The sequence below is a fragment of the Arhodomonas sp. AD133 genome, assembly GCF_051195215.1.
GTDB lineage: Bacteria > Pseudomonadota > Gammaproteobacteria > Nitrococcales > Nitrococcaceae > Arhodomonas.
On sequence record NZ_JBNAZM010000028.1, the window covers coordinates 1 to 17,544 of the forward strand.

General features: G+C 68.1%; 18 protein-coding genes. 9 read left to right on the forward strand and 9 right to left on the reverse strand.

The genetic code is table 11. The annotated features are described in order from the left end of the window. Together ACPEES_RS14820 and ACPEES_RS14825 are read left to right on the forward strand one after the other, a co-directional pair. A partial coding sequence (locus ACPEES_RS14820; protein WP_435104304.1) for a transposase occupies nt 1–655 on the forward strand: 655 nt, incomplete at its 5' end. 211 nt (nt 656–866) lie between these two features. Beyond that, nucleotides 867–1,544 carry an alpha/beta hydrolase gene (locus ACPEES_RS14825; protein WP_435104305.1) on the forward strand — a complete coding sequence of 226 codons (678 nt, stop codon included), beginning with the start codon at nt 867–869 and terminating at the stop codon, nt 1,542–1,544. Between the two features lie 56 nt (nt 1,545–1,600). Here ACPEES_RS14825 and ACPEES_RS14830 read toward each other — a convergent pair whose 3' ends face one another. Then, nucleotides 1,601–1,906 carry an antibiotic biosynthesis monooxygenase family protein gene (locus tag ACPEES_RS14830; RefSeq protein ID WP_435104306.1) on the reverse strand — a complete coding sequence of 102 codons (306 nt, stop codon included), beginning with the start codon at nt 1,904–1,906 and terminating at the stop codon, nt 1,601–1,603. A 63-nt stretch (nt 1,907–1,969) separates the two neighbouring features. Further along, nucleotides 1,970–2,671: a helix-turn-helix transcriptional regulator gene (locus ACPEES_RS14835; protein WP_435104307.1), complete on the reverse strand. Its 702-nt coding sequence runs from the start codon at nt 2,669–2,671 to the stop codon at nt 1,970–1,972. A gap of 266 nt (nt 2,672–2,937) precedes the next feature. On the opposite strand from ACPEES_RS14835, the gene urtA reads away from it, so the two are divergent. The 5 genes from urtA (at nt 2,938) to urtE (ending at nt 8,744) form a co-directional block, all read left to right on the forward strand. Continuing rightward, nucleotides 2,938–4,230, forward strand: coding sequence for an urea ABC transporter substrate-binding protein (urtA, locus tag ACPEES_RS14840; RefSeq protein WP_435104308.1), 1,293 nt, complete (start codon nt 2,938–2,940; stop codon nt 4,228–4,230). Nucleotides 4,231–4,293: 63 nt separating this feature from the next. Beyond that, nucleotides 4,294–5,877 carry an urea ABC transporter permease subunit UrtB gene (gene urtB / locus ACPEES_RS14845; RefSeq protein ID WP_435104309.1) on the forward strand — a complete coding sequence of 528 codons (1,584 nt, stop codon included), beginning with the start codon at nt 4,294–4,296 and terminating at the stop codon, nt 5,875–5,877. 3 nt (nt 5,878–5,880) lie between these two features. Further along, entirely contained in the window at nt 5,881–7,011 is a 1,131-nt protein-coding gene (gene urtC, locus ACPEES_RS14850) for an urea ABC transporter permease subunit UrtC (RefSeq protein WP_435104310.1), read from the forward strand. After that, the gene (gene urtD / locus ACPEES_RS14855; RefSeq protein ID WP_435104311.1) at nt 7,008–7,835 is read left to right on the forward strand and encodes an urea ABC transporter ATP-binding protein UrtD; all 828 of its coding nucleotides are present in this window, start codon (nt 7,008–7,010) and stop codon (nt 7,833–7,835) included. Before urtC ends, urtD begins: the two co-directional genes overlap by 4 nt. A 219-nt stretch (nt 7,836–8,054) precedes the next feature. Beyond that, nucleotides 8,055–8,744: an urea ABC transporter ATP-binding subunit UrtE gene (gene urtE, locus ACPEES_RS14860; protein WP_435104312.1), complete on the forward strand. Its 690-nt coding sequence runs from the start codon at nt 8,055–8,057 to the stop codon at nt 8,742–8,744. A gap of 56 nt (nt 8,745–8,800) precedes the next feature. Here the strand turns inward: urtE and argH are convergent, their stop codons facing one another. Further along, entirely contained in the window at nt 8,801–10,195 is a 1,395-nt protein-coding gene (gene argH / locus ACPEES_RS14865) for an argininosuccinate lyase (protein WP_435104313.1), read from the reverse strand. 357 nt (nt 10,196–10,552) lie between these two features. On the opposite strand from argH, the gene ACPEES_RS14870 reads away from it, so the two are divergent. Both ACPEES_RS14870 and ACPEES_RS14875 read left to right on the forward strand, forming a co-directional pair. Continuing rightward, nucleotides 10,553–11,584: a sensor histidine kinase gene (locus ACPEES_RS14870; RefSeq protein ID WP_435104314.1), complete on the forward strand. Its 1,032-nt coding sequence runs from the start codon at nt 10,553–10,555 to the stop codon at nt 11,582–11,584. After that, the gene (locus ACPEES_RS14875; protein WP_435104315.1) at nt 11,565–12,302 is read left to right on the forward strand and encodes a LytR/AlgR family response regulator transcription factor; all 738 of its coding nucleotides are present in this window, start codon (nt 11,565–11,567) and stop codon (nt 12,300–12,302) included. Before ACPEES_RS14870 ends, ACPEES_RS14875 begins: the two co-directional genes overlap by 20 nt. A 22-nt stretch (nt 12,303–12,324) precedes the next feature. On the opposite strand, the gene ACPEES_RS14880 is transcribed toward ACPEES_RS14875, so the two are convergent. The 6 genes from ACPEES_RS14880 to glnL all read right to left on the reverse strand — a co-directional run bounded on the left by ACPEES_RS14880 (nt 12,325) and on the right by glnL (nt 17,489). Further along, entirely contained in the window at nt 12,325–12,789 is a 465-nt protein-coding gene (locus tag ACPEES_RS14880) for a tRNA (cytidine(34)-2'-O)-methyltransferase (RefSeq protein WP_435104316.1), read from the reverse strand. Continuing rightward, entirely contained in the window at nt 12,789–13,448 is a 660-nt protein-coding gene (locus ACPEES_RS14885; RefSeq protein ID WP_435104317.1) for an outer membrane protein, read from the reverse strand. Before ACPEES_RS14885 ends, ACPEES_RS14880 begins: the two co-directional genes overlap by 1 nt. Before the next feature lie 21 nt (nt 13,449–13,469). Further along, nucleotides 13,470–14,036, reverse strand: a complete 567-nt coding sequence (locus ACPEES_RS14890) for a DUF99 family protein (protein WP_435104318.1) — start codon at nt 14,034–14,036, stop codon at nt 13,470–13,472. Next, nucleotides 14,029–14,886 (reverse strand): sulfurtransferase, encoded by an 858-nt coding sequence (locus ACPEES_RS14895; RefSeq protein ID WP_435104319.1) that lies wholly within the window; start codon nt 14,884–14,886, stop codon nt 14,029–14,031. The genes ACPEES_RS14890 and ACPEES_RS14895 overlap by 8 nt, the downstream gene beginning before the upstream one ends. 165 nt (nt 14,887–15,051) lie before the next feature. After that, nucleotides 15,052–16,458 carry a nitrogen regulation protein NR(I) gene (gene ntrC, locus ACPEES_RS14900; protein ID WP_435104320.1) on the reverse strand — a complete coding sequence of 469 codons (1,407 nt, stop codon included), beginning with the start codon at nt 16,456–16,458 and terminating at the stop codon, nt 15,052–15,054. After that, nucleotides 16,455–17,489, reverse strand: coding sequence for a nitrogen regulation protein NR(II) (glnL, locus tag ACPEES_RS14905; RefSeq protein WP_435104321.1), 1,035 nt, complete (start codon nt 17,487–17,489; stop codon nt 16,455–16,457). Before glnL ends, ntrC begins: the two co-directional genes overlap by 4 nt. Nucleotides 17,490–17,544: the final 55 nt, after the last annotated feature.

Here is a 17,544-nt window from a genome sequence, read left to right on the forward strand (position 1 = left end):
CGAGCGCGGCGTTTACCTCAATCTCTACCAGGTGCTGGACCTGTTCAGCCGCTATCCCGTCGCCTGGATGATCTCCCGCAAGGAGAACGCCGCGCTGGCCCAACGCCTGTTCGCGCAGGCCTTCCGCGCCCACGGGATCGAGCCGGGGACGCTGGTGATCCACCAGGATCGCGGCGCACCGATGATCGCCCACAGCTACCGGGACTTCCTCGCCGACTGCGGCGTGCGCCGCAGCTACTCCCGGCCGAGGGTATCCAACGACAACCCGTTCAGCGAGTCGGCGTTCAAGACCCTGAAGTACAGCCCCGGCTACCCCGGCCGGTTCGCCGACATCGACCACGCTCGCAGCTGGGTGCGTGGCTTCATCGCCGACTACCAGCATCGGCCCCATGAGGGCTTGGCCTTCTACACCCCGGCCGACGTCTTCGAGGGCCGCGTCGACACGGTCCACGCCCGCCGGCAGGCCGCGCTGGATGCTTACTACGCCGAGCACCCGGAGCGCTTCCCGAAGGGGCCGCCGCTCGCCACCCGACCCCCGAGCAGCGTCTGCATCAACCCGGACGACGGTATTACCTGTACGGCCAGTGAGCTGGTCACCGAGCCGAGTGCCTGCGAGCCCGCGTATCCACCGGTCAGCACCGGCAACATTCATTAGCAATCCGAGGGCTCACTGTCGGAAAAAGGTTGACACATTCCGCGTCAGCCAGCGCTTCGCGCTCGCCGGCCCATGAAGGTGGCGCCTCGTTCGCAGCGCGCCAACGTACTGCAGCGCTGCGCTGCAGAGCCATTCGGCTTTCCGCTTGGTACTTTCCACTTTCCTCTCGACGTTAGTAAGCTGCGCGGCATCACGAACACGGGAGGATGCGATGAGCGAGGAGCTTCTCGATACGGTCGAGGTCGGTGGCGACGATGACGCCGGAGCGAGCGTGATCTGGCTGCATGGCCTCGGCGCGGACGGTCACGACTTCGAGCCCATCGTGCCAGAGCTCCGTCTTCCCGCCGGGACGGCTGTGCGTTTTATCTTCCCCCACGCGCCCGTTCGCCCGGTGACACTCAACGCCGGCATGGCGATGCGCGCCTGGTACGATCTCTACGGCCTCGACGAATCCATGCGCGAGGATGCCGAAGGCCTCGCCGAGAGTGCGCGCCACGTGGAGGCGTTGATCGGCCGTGAGCGCGAGCGCGGGGTTCCGGCCGAACGCATCGTGCTCGCGGGATTCTCCCAGGGGGGTGCCGTGGCGCTGCACACTGCGCTGCGCCACCCCGAGCGCCTTGCCGGTCTAATGGGGCTTTCCACCTATCTGCCGGTACGCGACCGCCTCGACGAAGCCGCGCCAGCCAATCGGGACATCCCCATCTTCATGGCCCACGGCACTAACGACCCGGTGCTGCCGTTCGAATTCGGCCGCCGCTCCGCCGAGCGTCTGGAGGCCGCCGGCTACACCGTGGAATGGCACGAATACCCCATGCAGCATGCTGTCTGCCTCGAAGAAATTCGCGCCGTCGGCGCCTGGCTGACCCGAGTGCTAACACTCGACCGGTAGCCATGTGGGGCATTGGCCAAGCCGCCGGCGCGACGGCCGGCGGCGATGAACGACGGTCAACGCGGTTCGGGGCTGAAGTGCCCCATGAACGTCACCGCTTCGATGGCCTCGAAGTAGGGCAGAAAGCGCGGATCCCCGTTCTCGAACGCGTCCGCCGCCGACAGGGCGCTGTCGAGGCTGTCCCACTTCGCCAGGTCGGCGAATACCCGCTCCTCACCTGCAGGCTCGTAGGACTGGATATCGAGCAGACCGGGAAACCCCCGCAGGGCATCCCGCAGGCCGGCGCGAAGTGCCGGCATGTCCGCCTCCCGGCCGGCCTTGACCCTGAACAGTGCCACTTCCAGGACATGATTGTCGGTCATGATCGCTCCTTCTTTGTGTCAGTGGAGCGAAAAGTCTGAACCGGGGCTGCTGACAGCGTTCTGTCAGTCCGGGCACGGGGTATCGCGGCGCGTGTCGCTGCGCTCGCGCATGTAGCCGGCGAGGCTGATGCCGGCTTCCGGATGCACCACATCGCCAGCGACAGTAAGGCTTTCGATGCGATCGACCCGGAAATCGCGATAGGCCGATCGCAGGCAACACCAGGCGCCCACGGTCCACTTGCCCCCCCAATGAAAAAGACCCAAAGGGAAGATCGTGCGTTCGGAGACCCGCTCGGCGAGACTCAGATAGCGCATCGTAAGCGCCTGACCGCGACGGACCGCGCGGCACAAGGTGTCCCAGTGCGTACGTTCAGCGGCGGTCAGGCCGCGGCTGAAATCCCGGGCCGCCGCCTGCGCAGGATCGACGCCGTGGCCCGGCGCCGCGGCCTGAATCTTGCCGAGTAGCGTCCGCGCTGCCCCGGCGAGCTCCTCGCCGGTTGCACGCGCCAGCATCTCCACGGCGAGCATCAACGCCTCGAGCTCACCGGCGGTCAACGCCAGCGGCGGCAGCTCGAAGCCATCGTCGACGGCGTACCCCACCCCCGGCTCGCCGTAGATCGGAATGCCGCTGACCGACAGATCGTCGATGTAGCGGTAGATCGTGCGCACCGACACGCCCACGCGCTCGGCGAGCGCCGCCGCGGTAATGGGCTGGCACGTTCGGATCAGATTGACGACCTGGAAGAGACGGTCGGCCTTACGCATGCCCTAGGGTCCTGTATGAGAATTTCGCTGCGTTTCTGGGCGTCAGGGCGGTGTTGCGCGCCATGGACGCTGGCGATTGCACCGCAATGATGCACGACATCGCCACCGTTGCACTGCAACGGCCGCTCACCACCCCGCCAAAATCGAAAATTCATTTTCAGATCAACTACCTGAAATCATTGGCACGAACTCTGTAGTGGCCCTCGTCACGGCCGCCAGTCGATGGGGCGGCGCACCATCCTCCGCTAGTGACAACGAGGGCCGATATGGGCACCAGCATTCGCCAACGACTTACCACGACCGTCGCGGGTCTCGCCCTGGCCGCCGGCATGGCCGGCGCGCAGGCCGCCGAACCCATCAAGGTCGGCGTGCTCCACTCGCTCTCCGGGACCATGGCCATCAGCGAGAGCACGTTGAAGGACACCATGCTCATGCTCATCGAGCAGCAGAACGCCGAGGGCGGTGTGCTTGGCCGCGAGCTCGAGCCCGTGGTAGTGGACCCGGCCTCGGACTGGCCACTGTTCGCGGAGAAGGCCCGCGGGCTCATCACCCAGGAGAAGGTGGACGTCATCTTCGGCGCCTGGACCTCGGTGTCGCGCAAGTCCGTGCTGCCGGTGGTCGAGGAGCTCGAGGTGCCACTGTTCTACCCGGTGCAGTACGAGGGCGAGGAGTCGTCGAAATACGTCTTCTACACCGGTGCCGCGCCCAACCAGCAGGCCATCCCCGCGGTGGACTATCTGCGCGAGATGCTCGGCATCGAGCGCTTCGTGCTGGAAGGCACCGACTACGTCTACCCACGCACCACCAACAAGATCCTCAAGCAGTACCTCATGGATCACGGCGTGGCCGAAGAGGACATCCTGGTCAACTACACGCCCTTCGGCTTCTCCGACTGGCAGAGCGAGGTGGCGCGAATCAAGGAGTTCGGATCCCAGGGCAAGCCCACGGCGGTGGTCTCCACCATCAACGGCGACGCCAACGTGCCGTTCTACAAGGAGCTCGCCAACCAGGGCATTTCCGCGGCGGACATCCCGGTGATCGCCTTCTCCGTGGGCGAGCAGGAGATCTCGGGCATCGACACCGCGCCGCTGGTGGGTCATATGGCCGCCTGGAACTACTTCCAGAGCGTGCAGACTCCCGCGAACGACGCCTTCATCGAGCGCTGGCACGAGTACATCGGTGACGCCGAGCGCGTGACCAACGATCCCATGGAAGCGCACTACATCGGCTTCAACATGTGGGTCCAGGCGGTGGAGAAGGCCGGCACCGCCGATCCCGAGGCGGTGGTGGATGCCATGGTCGGGGTCACCGCTCCGAATCTCACCGGCGGTGTCTCCACGATGATGCCCAATCATCACATCACCAAGCCGGTGCTCATCGGCGAGGTCCAGGAGGACGGTCAGTTCGCCGTGGTCTGGGAGACCCCGGGGATGGTTGCCGGCGACGCCTGGTCGGACTACCTCCCGGACAGCGCCGAGCTCATCGCCGACTGGCGAGCACCACTCGCCTGCGGCAACTACAACGTGCAATCCGGCGAATGCTCGGGCCAGAACTACTGACCCGGCCGTGCGGCGATGCGGCAGCGACCGCATCGCCGCTGTCCGACTGACGCGGAGTAGCCGATGACAATGCCACGTGCGCTTCTGCTCGCCTGCCTGGTGCTCGGAGTTGCGACAGCCGCCCCGGCGGCGGCACTCACCGACACGCTCCAGCAACTGGATACACGCAACTTCCGCACGAAGATGGCCGTCGCCGAGGACATCGCCGCTTCCGGTCATCCGCGCGCGGCCACCGTGCTGGAGGCACTGGCGGCGGGTAACCTCTACTTCGAACGCCCGGCGGACCGCGCGGCCGTCCGCCGCGACGACGACACGGTGGTCAACGCCGCCACCGGCGAGCCCGTCGCCGAGCCGGGCGAGCTCGACCGCGTCATCGTCAACATCCTCATGCGCCGGCAAATTGCCGACGCCGTCGCGCGGCTCAACCTGAGCGCCGACGAACCGGACACCCGCCTCGCCGCGGCCCGCAACCTCTTCGGCGAGCTCGACGACGAGGGCGCCGCCATGGTGCGCGAGCGCCTCGCGGCGGAATCCGATGACCGGGTGCGCGCCGCGCTGGAGACCGCGCTCGCCCTCGCCGCTCTCGACGGCGGCGACCGCGAGGCGCAGATGGCGGCGATCGACCGGCTGCGCGGCCAGCTCTTCGACAGCGCTCGCAACGCCCTGCGCAACGCCGCCGCCGACGAGTCCCTGGACACGCCGGTGCGCGAGGCGGCCGGCGCCGCGTTCGCCGCCACCGAACAGCGGGTGAGCTTCTTCAACACCGTCGAGCAGGTGTACTACGGCCTGTCCATGGGCTCGGTGCTGCTGCTCGCCGCCATCGGGCTGGCCATCACCTTCGGCGTGATGGGCGTGATCAACATGGCCCATGGTGAGCTCATCATGCTCGGGGCGTACACCACGTATGTACTCCAGCAGCTGCTACCCGGCCACGTGGGCCTGGCGCTGGTGCTCGCCGTGCCGGCAGCGTTTCTCGTCGCCGGCGCCTTCGGCGTTGCCATCGAGCGCGGCATCATTCGCCACCTATACGGCCGCCCGCTGGAGACGCTGTTGGCGACCTTCGGCCTCAGCCTGATCCTCCAGCAGCTGGCGCGCACGGTCTTCTCCCCGCTCAACCGATCGGTGAGCGCGCCCGAGTGGCTGAGCGGTTCCATCGTGATCAATCCGGTGCTCTCGCTCACCGTCAACCGTCTGGTGATCATCGCCTTCGCCCTCGCCGTATTCGTCGCCCTGGTGCTGTTGTTAAAGCGCACCACCCTGGGGCTCAAGGTGCGCGCCGTGACCCAGAACCGGGCCATGGCGCGCGCGGTGGGCGTGCGCAGCGACTGGGTGGATGCGCTGACCTTCGGCCTCGGCGCCGGCATCGCCGGTATCGCCGGCGTGGCGCTGTCCCAGCTCACCAACGTGGGACCCAACATGGGCCAGGCCTACATCATCGACTCCTTTCTGGTGGTGGTCTTCGGCGGCGCCGGCAGTCTCATGGGCACGCTCGTGGGCGCGTTCAGCCTGGGCCTGCTCAACAAGTTCCTGGAACCGGCCACCGGTGCCGTGCTCGCCAAGATCCTGGTGCTGGTGTTCGTGATCCTGTTCATCCAGAAGCGGCCGAAGGGCTTGTTCCCGCAGCGCGGCCGCGCCGCGGAGGGCTGAACGATGGCCACAAGCCCCACAAACGCCGCCCCCCAGCCCGCCACCGCACGGCTACCGCTCGCCGGCGACACCGCCGGGCGCGTGCTCATCGCACTGCTGCTCGCCGCGGCGGTGGCCGTGCCGGTGGCGAATCTCCTCGTACCCGAGGGCTCGGCGCTGCATCTGTCGAGCTACACCGTGACCCTGCTCGGCAAGTACCTCTGCTACGCCCTGCTCGCCCTGTCGGTGGACCTTATCTGGGGCTACTGCGGCATCCTGAGCCTGGGCCACGGCGCGTTCTTCGCCCTGGGCGGCTACGCCATGGGCATGTATCTCATGCGCCAGATCGGTACCCGCGGCGTCTACAGCGACCCGGTGCTCCCGGACTTCATGGTCTTTCTCAACTGGGAGTCGCTGCCGTGGTACTGGCTCGGCTTCGACCACTTCCCGGTGGCGCTCATCGCCATCCTTGCCGCCCCCGGCGCCCTCGCGTTCGTCTTCGGCTGGCTCGCCTTCCGCTCGCGGGTGACCGGCGTGTATCTCTCGATCATGAGCCAGGCGCTCACCTACGCGCTGATGCTCGCCTTCTTCCGCAACGAGATGGGCTTCGGCGGCAACAACGGGCTCACCGACTTCAAGGAGCTGCTCGGTTTCGACCTCACCGCCGACACTACCCGCGCAGGTCTGTTCGTGGCCTCGGCGCTGGCGCTCGCCGGCGGGTATCTCGTCTGCCGGTTCATCGTCACCAGCAAGCTCGGACGGGTCGTTACGGGAGTGCGCGACGCCGAGGCCCGCGTGCGCACGGTGGGCTACCGGGTGGATCACTACAAGGTGTGGCTGTTCACCGTCTCCGCCATGCTCGCCGGCATCGCGGGCGCGCTGTACGTGCCGCAGGTGGGCATCATCAACCCGGGCGAGTTCTCACCGCTGAACTCCATCGAAATCGTCGTCTGGGTGGCGGTGGGTGGCCGTGGCACCCTCATCGGCGCGGTGGTGGGTGCGTTCGCGGTGAACTACGGCAAGACGGTGTTCACCGGCGTCTGGCCGGAAGGCTGGCTGTTCGCCCTGGGCGCGCTGTTCGTGGTGGTCACGATCTGGCTGCCGCGGGGCGTCACCGGCCTTTTCCGCCACCGGCGCGGGGAGGGCGAGGCATGACGCTGTTCAGCGAGCTGCTGCAACGCGACCGGGTATTCGACTTCCTGCAGCCGCCCCCGGATTTCTCCAGCCGCCTGGATACCCGCCACGGCCCGGTTCTCTACGTCGAGGACGTCACCGTGAGCTTCGACGGCTTTCGCGCCCTCGACGCACTCAGCCTGTATATCGACGACGGCGAGCTGCGCTGCATCATCGGGCCCAACGGCGCGGGCAAGACCACGATGATGGACGTCATCACCGGCCGCACCCGGCCCGACACCGGCAGTGTCTGGTTCGGCAGCCGCATCGATCTCCTGCGCGTGCCCGAGACGACCATCGCCCGCGGCGGCATCGGCCGCAAGTTCCAGACGCCGACCGTGTTTCCCCGCCACACGGTCGCCGAGAATCTGGAGCTCGCCATGGCCGCGGACAAGCGGGTATGGCCGACGCTCTTCGCCCGCCTCGACAGTGCCGCGCGCGACCGCCTCGCCGAAGTGCTCGAGCTCATCGGCCTGGGCCATCTCGGCCACCGCGCCGCGGGCTCGCTCTCCCACGGCCAGAAGCAGTGGCTGGAGATCGGCATGCTGCTGATGCAGAACCCACGGGTGCTGCTGGTGGACGAGCCCGTGGCGGGCATGACGCAGCAGGAGATGGCGCAGACCGGTGAGCTGCTGCAGCGCCTCGCCGGCCGGCACTCGGTGATCGTGGTGGAGCACGACATGGAGTTCGTGCGCTCGATTGCGCGGCAGGTGACGGTGCTCCACCAGGGCAGTGTGCTCGCAGAGGGCACCATGGACCAGGTTCAGAACGATCCGCGGGTGATCGAAGTGTATCTGGGCGAATAGCCGCACGGAGGCAGACTGCAACGTCGACCCGTGAGCGGGAGGAGATCGTGATTGCGGACACGCTGTGAATCCGTCCCTGGACGCTCGACTGCGGCCATCCATGGCCGCAGACGGTCCGCGACCACGGTCTCCACCCGCTCTCCCCCGACCGCCGTGCCGGTCCCCGGGTGGCATTAGGGTCTGATTCGGCACGGCTCAATAACGGAACGGACAACAACCATGCTCTCGGTAAACGGCCTCAACCAGTACTACGGCGAAAGCCACACCCTGCGGGACGTGGATCTGGAGGTCCCCGGGTGCTCGTGCACCTGCCTGATGGGGCGAAACGGCGTGGGCAAGACCACGGTGCTCAAGACCCTGATGGGCCTGCTGCCGGCGGCCTCCGGTGAGATCCGCCTGGAAGGGCGGCCCATCGAGCGCCACGCCACCGAGGTACGTGCCCGCGCCGGCATGGGCTACGTCCCCCAGGGCCGCGAGATCTTCCCCCAGCTCACCGTCGCGGAGAACCTGCGCATCGCCCGCGCGGCGCTTGGCCGGCGGGACATCCCCGAGCGGGTGCACACGCTCTTCCCCGTGCTCCACGAGATGCGCCACCGCCGCGGCGGCGACCTCTCCGGCGGCCAGCAGCAGCAGCTCGCCATCGCCCGGGCGTTGTGCCTGGAGCCGAGGCTGCTGATTCTCGACGAGCCCACAGAGGGTATTCAGCCCAACGTGGTGCGCGAAATCGGCGACGTCATCCGCCGCCTCAACAAGGAGGAGGGCCTCACGGTGCTGCTCGTCGAGCAGAAACTCCCCTTCGCCCGGCGCGTGGCCGACCACTTCGCGATCCTCGATCGCGGCCAACGGGTAGCCGCCGGGCGCATGGACGAGCTCGACGACGAGCTGGTGCGCGCCCACCTGACCGTATGAGCGCCACCGGGGGCAGGTGCGGCATCGCGCGGCCGGCACCTGCAACCCGCCAAAACTCACTCCCTGGCGAGGCGCTCGCGGGCGGCCGCGACCTGGGCGTGCACCTGCGCCGGCGCGGTGCCGCCGACGTGATCCCGGGCGGCCACCGAGCCCTCCAGGGTGAGCACCTCGAAGACGTCCGCCTCGATGGCCTCGGAGAACTGCTGGAGCTCCTCCAGGCTCATCTGCGCGAGATCGCGTCCGGTGTCCACACCTTGGCGCACCGCGCGGCCGACGATCTCGTGGGCGTCGCGGAAAGCGACGCCGCGGCGCACCAGGTAATCGGCGAGATCGGTGGCAGTGGCGAATCCGCGGCGGGCAGCCTCGCGGGTATGCTCGCGCTTGACCGCGAGTTTGGGCACCATGTCGGCGAAGGCGCGCAGGCTGTCGAGCAGCGCGTCGGCCGCGTCGAACAGCGGCTCCTTGTCCTCCTGGTTGTCGCGGTTGTAGGCGAGCGGCTGCCCCTTCATGAGCGTGAGCATGGCATGCAGCGCACCGTGCACTCGTGCGGTCTTGCCGCGCACCAGCTCGGCGACGTCCGGGTTCTTCTTCTGCGGCATGATCGAGCTGCCGGTGCAGTAACGATCCGGCAGGTCGATGAAATCGAACATGGGCGAGGTCCAGAGAATGAGCTCCTCGGCCATGCGCGAGAGGTGGGTCATGGCGGTGGCCGCCGCGGACAGGAATTCGATGGCGAAGTCGCGATCGGAAACCGCGTCCAGCGAGTTCCGACTGGGCGCGTCGAAGCCGAGCTCGGCGCAGGTCTGCGCACGGTCAATGGGGAACGTGGTGCCGGCGAGCGCCGCCGAACCCAGCGGCATCACGTTCGCGCGGTTCCCGCAGTCGGTGAAGCGGCCCTCGTCGCGCACCAGCATCTCGTACCAGGCGAGCATGTGGTGACCGAAGGTTATGGGCTGCGCCACCTGCAGGTGGGTGAACCCGGGCATGACGGTCTCGGCCTCGCGCTCGGCGAGATCCACCAGGCCCGCCTGGAAGCGCCGCAACAACACGACCGCCTCCTCAACCGTCTCGCGCAGCCACAGCCGCACGTCCGTGGCGATCTGGTCGTTGCGCGAGCGCCCGGTGTGCAGGCGCTTACCGGCATCGCCGATGCGCTCGGTGAGCCGCGCCTCGATGTTCATGTGCACGTCCTCGAGCGCCGGCGACCAGGGAAACTCGCCACGCTCGATCTCCCCGGCGATAGCGTCCAGGCCCTCGACGATGGCCCGGGTATCGGCATCGGAGAGCACGCCGACACGGTTCAACATCCGGGCGTGAGCCTGGGAGCCGCGGATATCCTGGCGGTAGAGGCGGCGATCGTAGTGCTCGGAAGCGGTGAACGCCTCGACGAAGGCATCGGTGGCCTCGGTGAAGCGGCCGGTCCACAGCTGGCTCGAAGTCTTGTCGGTCATGGCGGCTCTGTCACTCGTTGGCGTGCGTGGCGGGCCGGTTCGCTGCCGGCCTGAGTGGTGGGGAGTATACCAAGGCGGACGTGCCAAGGTTCGAGTTCGGGTTTCGGGTGTCGCGAGGCCACTCGCACGGTACGCAGCTCGCCCCGCATTGCTTACCCCGCGCGACCAGCGGGCACGACCCCGACCCCATACCCGGACCCGAGACCCGGCCTGGAACCTGGAACCCGAAACCCAAAACCCAAAACCCAAAACCCAACACGATCCGTCGAAGTTAGACCTGTCGCATGCCCGTGGGCACCGTATCGCGGTTACGATGTCAGCCGTATTCACGCAGCGGACGCAGGCGCAAGGGACAACGTGGCCGACAGGGACAATTTTCTTCCGGACTTCTGCACGGTGCACAGCGTCTTCACGGTGGTGGTCACCGCCGAGCTGCTCGCCTTCGTGCTGGTTCTGGTGCAGCCGGACGGGGGCAGCTGGCGCATGCTGGGCCTGGTGTCGCTGCTGGTGCAGTGGGTGGCACTCGGCAGTTCTGCGGTGTTGTGCCAGTTGCGCCCGCATCTCGCACGGCTTTCCGGCCCCCGCGCGGCACTCGCGAGCTACGCGCTGATTCTCATCATCACCGCCGCCGTCGCCGAAGGCGCCTGGTGGCTCGCCCGTCCCCTGCCGGCGACGCAGCATGCGCCGTTCGTTGCCCGCGCGCTGGCGGTGGCGGCCATCGCCGCCGCCGTGGTGCTGCGCTACCTCTATGTCCAGCACGAATGGCGCCATCGCCTGCAATCGGAGGCGGAAGCGCGCATCGATGCGCTGCAGGCGCGTATCCGCCCGCATTTCCTGTTCAACAGCCTCAACACCATCGCTTCGATGATCGCCACCTCGCCGACGACGGCGGAGCGGCTGGTCGAAGACCTGGCGGATCTCTTTCGCGCGAGCCTCACCCCACGCGGCCGCCTGGTGCCGCTCAGCGACGAGATCGCGATGGTCGAGGGCTACCTCCGAATGGAGCACGAACGCCTCGGCGAGCGCCTGCGCATCCGCTGGCGGGTTGCCGCGATACCGGATGACGCACTGATTCCACCGCTGACGTTACAGCCACTATTCGAGAATGCCGTCTACTATGGGATTGAGCCCCGACGAGATGGTGGCACATTGACGATCACCGGCCGGCGCCGTGACGATGAACTCGAAATCGAGCTGAGCAACCCGGCGCCGAAACGCATCAATCGGGGCGGCGGTTTTGGCATGGCCCAGAGCAACGTGCGGGAACGCCTCGCACTCGCTTTCGGCCAGGCCGGTCGTCTGACAGCCAGTGAGGGGGAAGGCGTCTATCATGTCTCAGTGCGCTTTCCCTACCGGCAAGGGGTGGTCGATGAAAATACTCATCGTTGACGACGAGACACCCGCCCGCAGCCGTCTGGCGAGCATGATCGCCGAGATGCGCGAGCACGAGGTGGCGGGAGAGGCGGCGAGCGGTGAGGAGGCGCTCACGCTCACGGATCGCACACTACCCGATGTGGTCCTAATGGACATCCGAATGCCGGGAATGGACGGACTGGAAGCCGCCGCACGCATCAGTCAGGTCTCCAGACCGCCGGCTATCATCTTCACCACGGCCCACGGCGATCATGCCCTGGAGGCGTTCGAGACGGCAGCGATCGACTATCTGCTCAAGCCCATTCGCCGCGAGCGCCTCGCCAGCGCCCTCGCCAAGGCACAGCGGCTCAACCGCGCCCAGCTCGAGGCGCTCCAGGTACCGGAGACGGACGAAGGCAGGGAGCATATCCTTTGCCGGCGCCGGGCTGGTGTGGAGCTCATCCCGGTGGAGACGATCCGCTACTTCATGGCGGACCAGAAGTACGTCACCGTCAAGCACGCCGACGGTGAGGATCTCATCGAGGATTCCCTGCGCAAGCTCGAGGACGAGTTCGGGGAACGGTTCGTGCGCATTCACCGCAAGGCGCTGGTGGCCCGGGACCGGCTCGTCGGCCTGGAGAAGGGCGACAACGGCCGGACCTACGCGGTCATGGATGGCACACCGGACCGCCTGGAGGTGAGCCGGCGGCACCTGCCCCGGGTGCGCAGCCTACTCCGCGCGGCGCGCGCGTGACCCCCCGCGTCGCGATCGGGGCTCATTCGCCACCGGCGTAGCCGAGCTGACGCCAGGCCTCGAAGACGGAGACGGCCACGGCATTGGAGAGATTGAGACTGCGATTGCCGGGCACCATGGGTAACCGGACAACCCGCTCCGCGGGCAGTCGCGCCAGTACCGCCTCGGGCAGGCCCCGGGTTTCGGGGCCGAAGAGCAGGGCGTCGCCGGGCCGGTAGCAGGGGGCATCGAAACGCACGCCGCCGCGGGTCGACAGGGCGTATACCCGGCCGGGGTCGATGGCGGCCAGGCAGGCGTCGAGATCCCGGTGCTCCCGGGCCCGCGCCCACTCACGATAGTCCAGGCCCGCCCGCCGGAGCTTGGCGTCATCGAGCTCGAAACCCAGTGGGTGGATCAGGTGCAACTGCGCGCCGGTATTGGCGCACAAACGCATGACGTTACCGGTATTGGGCGGAATCTCCGGCTCGTAAAGAATCACCTGGAGCATCAGAAGCGCCGCGCGAACGTAATGCTCACCCCGGCCCACGGCCCGCTTGCCGCGCTGAGCTCGATGCGACCGCGGCCGGCGGTAGCGAAGCTCGCACGCAGATACCCGCCAAGCGAGTCGTCGTTATCGAAGTCCACGGTCTCACGCCCATCGACACGCCGCTCGCCGTCGACGTGGGAAACGGTGGCACCGCCGGCGAGGGTCACCGCCCCCTGAGTGAACGCGAGCCCGGCGCGAGCATCCGTCGTATACCAGGAGAGGGTTACGTCGCCACCGCTCGCATCGGCGCTCGCACGATGGTACTGCCAGCCCGCCGCGCCCTCGACGGCCAGTCCGCCGCCAAGGGGGACATCACCGCGCACGCGCAGGCCGCCGTAGCCACCATCGGGCTCCTCACCCTCGGTCGCCGGATCGCCGTCCTGGCTCACCCAGTTGAAGCCCAACACGACGCCACCTTCGACGTTCTCGGCCAGCGGCTCCCAGAGCTCGGCGCCGGCCCGGGTTTCCCGGGTCTCGATCGTGCGACCGTCGTCGTAAGCGAGATCCGCGGTTTCCCGGCTGACCACGGCACGGAAATCCAGCGGCTGCGCCGCCCCGGCCGCGGGCACGGCGGCGGCCAGCGCAGCGGCGGTAACACACAGGACACGGGCTGGGGACATGCCATCGACTCCTTGTCTCGGTCAGACACGTTGGCGCGACGCGCGTGCGGACACGCCGCTTGCGATCAGATGTGCCACCCGCACGGGCTCGGGTATGCGCGAATGGCGCCGGTGATGCTCGATGAGGGCTGCCGCCTCCACGGCATCGTAGCCGGCGGCCTGCACCCACAGTTCGGCCACCGGCCGCATCGGCCCGACCCGCCGCAGGCGCACCCATTTTTCGCGGCCACCGGGGACACGCCGGTACAGCGCCCGGGCGATGGCGAGATAACGCGGCCGGCGCCGCGCAACGGCGACCACCGGCAGACCGGTGGCGCCATGCAGTGCCACCACGTCGACGACATTGAAGCCGGCCACTGCGATGCCTTGCAACAGGATCGCCTGCAGATGGGTGGCGAAGCGGCTCGTGTTCACACACTCGGCCAGTGCCGCAGTCGCATCGTCACCATCCACGCTCACGTGGGTACTGATGACACCATCGAGGCGTGAACCCGCGTGGACCGCTCCCACGACGAGCACCGGTGCGGGGTCGTCACGGTGAAACGGCGCATCGTCGAAGCCGACCACGTGGGCGCGGCGGTCACCCACCGCCGGGCTGCTCTCCGGTGGCTACGGGCCGGGACGGATCACGGATCCACTCGCTCCAGGAGCCCGGATACAGGGCGATGTCACCAAGGCCGGCATGGGCCAGCGCAAGCACGTGGTGGCAGGCGGTGACCCCGGAGCCGCACTGGGCAACGAGGGCGCGTTCCCCCGCCGCCTGGAGAACCGGTGCCCAGGCCGACATCAGATCTTGAGGCGCGAGGAAACGTCCGTCCTCGTCCAGGTTCTCCGTGAACGGCCTCGACACGGCGCCGGGGATGTGGCCCGCCACCGGGTCGACAGGCTCGTGCTCGCCCCGGTAACGCTCGGGCGCCCGGGCATCGACAACGCAGAAGCGCTCCAGCGTGGCAGCGAGGCTGGCGGTCTCCACCGTCGGCAGCGCACCGGGGTGAGCGTGGTAGTGGCGCGGACGGGGCTCGGGATCGGTATCCGTGAGCTCACCGCCAGCCCGCTGCCAGGCGGCGAGCCCCCCGTCGAGCACGGCCACCGCCTCATGGCCGAGCCATCGCAGCAGCCACCACAAACGTGCCGCCATGCCCCCGGGCCCGTGATCGTAGGCCACGACCTGAGTCTCGTTGCCGATTCCGTGGTGCTCCAGCCAGGCGACCAGCGCATCCGGATCCGGCAGCGGATGACGCCCGCGCCCGGCGGTCACCGGTCCGGAGAGATCGCGCTCCAGGTGGGCGTACACCGCACCGGGAATGTGCCCCCGCTGCCAGGCCAACCGCCCGGCATCCGGGTCGGCGAGATCGAAGCGGCAGTCCACCACCACCCAGTCGGCCGTCGCCGGCACGGCCTGCAGCGTCTCCGCATCGATGAGCGTGGTCCAGGGCATGGTGTGAGCTCCTGACGGTTGCATGTCTGCCATCAGGATATGCGCCGGCGCGTCGGGCGCAAGGGCTGCCGCGGAGTTCGGAGGAAAGAGGAAAGAGCTACGACGAACCTTCCTCTTTGGTCTTGCAGCTTTGCACTTTCCTCTTCTGAGCGCGCAACCGCGCCCTCAGACTTCCATCCCGTGCTCCTTGATCTTGCGGGTGAGCGTGTTGCGGCCCCATCCGAGCATGCGGGCGGCTTCCTGGCGGTGGCCGGCGGTTCGCTCCAGAGCCACGCGTATGAGCACCTGCTCGAAGCGGTCGTGGGCGCTCGCGAGGGCACCGGCACCTGAGTCGGCGCTCGTCTGCCGGGCCCAGTTCGCGAGCGCCGTCTCCCAGTCGGCGCCGGTGCTCTGCCCGCTCGGGGCAGGGCTTTCCAACCCGAGATCCCGCGGCAGATCCTCCTCGCGGATCTCGCGGCCGCTCGCCATCACCGTCAGCCAGCGGCACACATTCTCGAGCTCGCGCACGTTGCCGGGCCAGGGCAGGGCGGCGAGGCGCTGCTCCACGGCACGGGTGAGCACCTTGGGCTCCACGTTGAGCTCGCGGGCAGTGGCGGCGAGAAAGTGACGGGCCAGGGTGGGGATATCGGTCGCGCGCTCGCGCAGGGCGGGGACATGCACGCGAATGACATTCAGGCGATGGAAGAGATCCTCGCGGAAATTTCCCTCGGCGACGAGTTGCTCCAGATCCTGGTGTGTCGCGGCAATGATGCGCACGTCCACCTGCATGGGCGTGTGGGCGCCCACTCGGTAGAACTCGCCATCGGCGAGCACGCGGAGCAGTCGGGTCTGGAGCTCGGCGGGCATGTCGCCGATCTCGTCGAGGAACAACGTGCCGCCGTCGGCCTGCTCGAAACGTCCGCGGCGCTGCTGGTGGGCACCGGTGAATGCGCCGCGCTCGTGGCCGAAGAGCTCGGACTCCATGAGGTCGCGGGGGATAGCGGCCATGTTCAGGGCGACGAACGGCTTGTCCGCGCGCGGGCTGTGACGGTGCAGGGCGCGGGCGACGAGCTCCTTTCCGGTACCGGACTCGCCATTGATGAGAACGGTGATATGCGAGCGCGACAGTCGCCCGATCGCGCGAAAGACCTCCTGCATCGCCGGGGCCTCGCCGATGATCTCGGGCACCGGCTCTGCCTCGGCGGTGCGCGGGGCGCGCTCGCGCGCGGCGGCGAGGGCGCGGCGGACGAGCTCCACGGCCTCCTCGACATCGAATGGCTTGGGGAGGTACTCGAAGGCACCCCCCTGGTACGAGGAGACGGCGGCATCCAGGTCGCTGTGCGCGGTGATCACGATCACCGGCACCTCCGGTGCCCGATTGCGCAACCGCTCGAGCAGGGTGAGGCCGTCCATGCCGGGCATGCGGATGTCGGTGACGATGACATCGGGCCGGCCCTGATCGAGCGCGGCGAGCACTTCCTCGGCGCTGCCGTAGCCCTCTGCGGCGAGACCGTCGCCCTCGAGCGCGCGCGCCAGTACCCAACGGATGGAGCGATCGTCGTCGGCGATCCAGATGCGTTCCGGGGCGCTCATTCGGCATCCTCCAGCGGCAGCCAGACAGTGAATTCGGTGTGCCCCGGCACGCTGCTTGCTTCGATCAGACCACCGTGCTGACCAACCAGATTCTGCGCGATGGGCAGCCCGATTCCGCTGCCGTCGGGGCGAGAGGTGATCATCGGATAGAAGATCCGCTCGAGCAGATCCGGCGGGATACCGGGCCCATCGTCGATTACGTCCACTCTCACCACCAGGCGGTGGAGCACGTCGCCAATGGTGAACCGCCGCTGGGTGCGGGTGCGCAACGTTATCCGACCGCGCTCGCCGACCGCCTGCAGGGCGTTGCGCACCAGGTTGAGCAGCGCCTGCACCAGCTGGTCGCGGGCGGCGGCGAGCGGCGGAATGGAGGGATCGTAGTCACGCACGATATCGACGCCCTCGGGCGATTCCGCGGCGGCAAGGTGGCGGACACGTTCGAGCACCTCGTGGATGTTGACCAGGTCGCGCCGGGGTCGGGTATTCGGCCCCAGCAGGCCGTCCACCAGACCGCGCATGCGGTCGGCCTCGCCGATGATCACCTCCGTATACTCGCGCAACCCCGGATCGTCGAGCTCGCGCTGAAGCAACTGAGCGGCACCACGCAGCCCCCCCAACGGATTCTTGATCTCGTGGGCCAGGCCCCGGATGAGCTCACGGATAGCCCGGTTCTGGGAGATGAGCTGATGCTCGCGGGTGATGCGCAGGTGGCGGTCGAGCTGGGCGAGCTCCAGCACCAGTCCACCACCCGGCAACGGCGTGACCGAACAGTCCAGGGTAACGAGCTCGCCATCGAGGACGAGCTGATGCTCGCGCTCGGTGAAGCTCGCCTCACGTTCACGGGCCCGCGCCAGCGCGCCCTCGAGGCCGGCCAGAGCGGGAATGGCCCCGCGCAGGGGGAGACCATGGACCTGGCGGGCGCTTACCCGCAGAAGACTCTCAGCGGCCGGGTTGAGCTGCGCCACACGATCGTCCCCGTCGAGGACGACCACCGCCGTGGCGAGATGTTCGAGAATCGCGCTGTCGCTCACTCTGCCTCCCTCGCTCATAGGACCGCATCAATGCGGTGGCGCGCCTCGGTGCATT

Bases quoted from the DNA above. Each gene is read 5' to 3' on its own strand.
- ACPEES_RS14825 (WP_435104305.1), top strand. From the start codon at position 867: ATGAGCGAGGAGCTTCTCGATACGGTCGAGGTCGGTGGCGACGATGAC.
- ACPEES_RS14830 (WP_435104306.1), bottom strand. From the start codon at position 1,906: ATGACCGACAATCATGTCCTGGAAGTGGCACTGTTCAGGGTCAAGGCC.
- ACPEES_RS14835 (WP_435104307.1), bottom strand. From the start codon at position 2,671: ATGCGTAAGGCCGACCGTCTCTTCCAGGTCGTCAATCTGATCCGAACG.
- urtA (WP_435104308.1), top strand. From the start codon at position 2,938: ATGGGCACCAGCATTCGCCAACGACTTACCACGACCGTCGCGGGTCTC.
- urtB (WP_435104309.1), top strand. From the start codon at position 4,294: ATGACAATGCCACGTGCGCTTCTGCTCGCCTGCCTGGTGCTCGGAGTT.
- urtC (WP_435104310.1), top strand. From the start codon at position 5,881: ATGGCCACAAGCCCCACAAACGCCGCCCCCCAGCCCGCCACCGCACGG.
- urtD (WP_435104311.1), top strand. From the start codon at position 7,008: ATGACGCTGTTCAGCGAGCTGCTGCAACGCGACCGGGTATTCGACTTC.
- urtE (WP_435104312.1), top strand. From the start codon at position 8,055: ATGCTCTCGGTAAACGGCCTCAACCAGTACTACGGCGAAAGCCACACC.
- argH (WP_435104313.1), bottom strand. From the start codon at position 10,195: ATGACCGACAAGACTTCGAGCCAGCTGTGGACCGGCCGCTTCACCGAG.
- ACPEES_RS14875 (WP_435104315.1), top strand. From the start codon at position 11,565: ATGAAAATACTCATCGTTGACGACGAGACACCCGCCCGCAGCCGTCTG.
- ACPEES_RS14880 (WP_435104316.1), bottom strand. From the start codon at position 12,789: ATGCTCCAGGTGATTCTTTACGAGCCGGAGATTCCGCCCAATACCGGT.
- ACPEES_RS14885 (WP_435104317.1), bottom strand. From the start codon at position 13,448: ATGTCCCCAGCCCGTGTCCTGTGTGTTACCGCCGCTGCGCTGGCCGCC.
- ACPEES_RS14895 (WP_435104319.1), bottom strand. From the start codon at position 14,886: ATGCCCTGGACCACGCTCATCGATGCGGAGACGCTGCAGGCCGTGCCG.
- ntrC (WP_435104320.1), bottom strand. From the start codon at position 16,458: ATGAGCGCCCCGGAACGCATCTGGATCGCCGACGACGATCGCTCCATC.